This is a genomic window from Streptomyces sp. NPDC005281 (genome assembly GCF_040607495.1).
GTDB lineage: Bacteria > Actinomycetota > Actinomycetes > Streptomycetales > Streptomycetaceae > Streptomyces.
Genome location: NZ_JBEXGX010000089.1, coordinates 1 through 3,260, shown reverse-complemented (window position 1 = coordinate 3,260; position 3,260 = coordinate 1). Strand labels below are relative to the sequence as shown.

The 3,260-nt window shown below is 63.6% G+C and carries 2 protein-coding genes and 2 pseudogenes; all 4 read right to left on the bottom strand.

Annotated elements, in window-relative coordinates; translation table 11 throughout:
- Positions 1–58: 58 nt before the first annotated feature.
- Positions 59–749: pseudogene (locus tag ABZV42_RS42100) on the bottom strand (IS5 family transposase); the annotation flags it as partial.
- Between the two features lie 144 nt (positions 750–893).
- A complete protein-coding gene (locus tag ABZV42_RS42095) occupies positions 894–1,379 on the bottom strand; it encodes a hypothetical protein (protein WP_355991933.1) in 486 nt (161 codons plus the stop codon).
- A gap of 191 nt (positions 1,380–1,570) precedes the next feature.
- Positions 1,571–2,389: pseudogene (locus ABZV42_RS42090) on the bottom strand (IS5 family transposase).
- Positions 2,390–2,435: 46 nt separating this feature from the next.
- On the bottom strand, positions 2,436–3,020 hold the full coding sequence (locus ABZV42_RS42085; RefSeq protein ID WP_355991930.1) for a DinB family protein: 585 nt from the start codon (positions 3,018–3,020) through the stop codon (positions 2,436–2,438).
- Positions 3,021–3,260: the final 240 nt, after the last annotated feature.

Sequence of the window (3,260 nt, the reverse complement as noted above, 5' to 3'; positions counted from 1 at the left end):
CTCCTTCCGAGTTCCTCCCGGCTCAGCCGGGGATACAAACAGAGCGCCTCGTGGCGCACATGGTCCGTTCGATCACCCATCGGCGTCGGCCCAATGGTTCGCTGGACTCGATGCCCTTGCGGGCGATGCGTACTCCGATCCGCTTGCCGCGGAGCCATTTCCGCAGGTCGGGGATGTCGTAGGCCTTGTCGGCGTGGAGGCGTTGGGGTTTGAAGCAGCGGCCGCGGCAGGGGTCGTGTTTCGTTTGGTGACCCTCCACCATGGGCTTCAGGCCTTGGCTGTCGTGGACGTTGGCGGCCGAGACGCCCACGACCAGGGGCAGTCCGTGCGCGTCCGACAGGATGTGCATCTTGGAACCCGGCTTACCTCGGTCCACGGGGCTCGGACCTGTGTGTTCGCCCCCTTTTTAGCGCGCACATGAGCCGAGTCGAGGACCACACGGGACACATCGACGAGGCCCGCGTCATCGAGCCGGTGAATGACGGCTTCATGCAGGCGGCCCCACACGCCGGCCCTCGACCAGATCATGAACCTGCGGTGTGCGGTCGACTTCGATATCCCGAAGCACGGCGGCAGGGCTCGCCAGGCACATCCACTGACCAGCACGTAGATGATCGCCGCGAACACCGTCTCATCAGGCGTGTTCTGCTTCCCGCCGCCCTGCGGCCGTACCCGGTCCTCCGGGATCAACGGCCTGGCGAGCACCCACAAGCCGTCCGGACAATCCAACTCCACGTACCCCGCCCCATACAAAGCCCAACGACCAACCACCACGTAGGACACCGTCTTAGCGCACGATCTGACACGCATGTTCCTCAGCCCCCACTACGTGTTGGAGGCGGTGTACTGGGACGCCGGTACCGCCCGACTGTTGCCCCGGATGGGCTCCGACCCTATCCGCCTGACTGTTCCCAGTCACTTGCGAGGACGAAAATGAACTGAAAATCCAGACCCAGGCCATTAACGGCCCACTCGTACGTGAGCTCGTAATTGCGATCGCCCACAGTGAACGTGCGAATCGGCGGTCCGGTCGTCTCCGCAGTGATCCACGGGTCATTCCACTCGGGCTGTTGCGTCCGCTTGGTGCTGATGCTTTTATCGCATCCGCTGAAGTCCCCGTATTCCTGCACCTGGGCCGTGAACAGATAGGTCCCGCCGTCGACTGTCGTTACATCGATGTCCCACCAGTAGTTGCAACCGTCCTGGAGGCCAACATTGTCGTCCAGCCACATGATTTGGGACCCCTGCCCGGAGGGGGCTACGGTCGTTTCGAGATCCCAGTATTCGCCTTTTTGAAGGGGAGTGCAGCTGCTGTAAGGGGTGAAAGTCAACGACAGATCATCAGATGTAGTGTTCGTCAGAAAAACTACGTTGGACATTCTTTGGCTCCGCACTCTCAGTTGCATGCGGCTCGGGTCGAATCAGGACCAGAGGCTGATTGAGTGGAATTGTGCCGATCCGCCGCCTCGGCCGTTCGGCGAGGCACTCAATCCAACATTCGCAAAGGACGCTACCTTGGAGCCGGAGGGCCCTCCACTCGATCCACCCCGCAGCAGTGCGAGAGGATGTCTCACGTGGTGAGCTTTGCGAGTCTCTTGTAGCAGGTGAGGGCTGCCGCGAGGCCGAGGAAGGCGAGGAAGTGGTTGCCTTTTCGCTCGTACCGGACGGCGAGGCGGCGGTAGCCGAAGAGCCAGGCGATCGACCGCTCGATCTTCCAGCGGTGCCGGCCGAGGCGCTCGCCGGACTCGATGCCGGGCCGGGCGATCCGGGGGGACGAGATGGCGATCGCGCAGCCAGCGCAGGTGTTCCGCGGAGTAATACGCCTTATCCGCGCGGACCATCACCGGTCGTCTGCGGCGAGGTCCGCGCCGGGAGCGGACGGCCGGTATCCCGAGGATCAACGCTTAGAACGCCTGGCTGTCGTGCAGGTTCACACCCGACACCGCCACGGCCAGTGGCAGGCCCTGCCCCTCGGACAGAATATGTAATTTGCTGCCCTTCTTACCGCGATCGACCGGATTCGGCCCGGTCAGCGAGCCCCCCTTTTTGCCCGCACCGACGCGGCATCGACAATCGCGGACGACCAGTCCAACTCGCCCCTGGCGCCGAGTTCGTCGAGCACCGCACGGCGCAGCCTGCGCCACAACCCGGCCTCGGTCCACACGCTGAACCGACGGTTCGCGGTGGCCGGCGAGACACTGAACGACTCCGGCAGATACCGCCACGCACACCCGCTGGTCAGCACGTACGCCACAGCCGTGAACACCGCCCGCTCGTCACGCGGAGCGGTCCCGCCACCTTGCGGTCGAGCCGCGAACGACGGCATTAACGGGGCGACCAGCTCCCAGAGCTCATCAGGAACCAGACGCTTCGACAGATCAGCCCTCACGGCCGCCATCATGCCGCTCGACCATCAAGTCATGTGGCACAGCCCTCTATGCCTTGACCGATGCGGCCGATCTGGCGGCCTGCTCGATCTTCGCGTAGTAGGCGTCGCGGGCTTCCTCATCGATCTGCATCTCGTGTTCGGGCCGCATCCCGGTTCGGCCATCGACGTCTTCGCGCAGGATGTCCGCGTGCCCGGCATGCCGGTTGGTCTCGCCGAGGACGTGGACCATGATGGCGAACAGGTTCGTGTTGGAATGAGGCTCCGGCCACCACGGAACGTGGCCGGGGGCGTCGAGGGGAAGCTCGTTGATTGTCGCGTCCGAGTGTTCCCATGTGCGCCGGTAGGACTCGATGATCTGATCGCGGGGCTCGTCCTCAGTCGCCCACAGATCGCTGCCGTCGTGATCCTGCCACCGGGGTAGCCGTTCCGGGGAAGGGCGGTCGAAGACCTCGCCAAAGTACCTGGCCTCGACGCTGGCCACGTGTTTGACCAGGCCGAGGAGGTTGGTCCCGGAAGCCGTCAAAGGCCGGCGGGCGTCGTATTCGGCCAAGCCATCGAGCTTCCAAAGCAGCGCCTTGCGGTCCCGCTGCAGTCTCCCGTGCAGGTTGTCCTTCGCGAATTCATCGATCATGCGGCATGAGCCTGCCATGGACTACTCGCGGCCTCAAGATCCCGTACGTGGACCGCGACGACCGGAAGAGCCGAAGTCTGGCCATGGCCACTGTCCTGCGCTGCCACAAGAAGCTTGCAAAACTTGCCACGTGAGACAACGCCTAAGTGGGCATTTGGAGATGGTCTATGTCGGTAAGTAACTTTCATGGCCGTCAGATTTGAGGTGTTTGCCCCATGCAGGTACCCCCGCGTCCGTCGA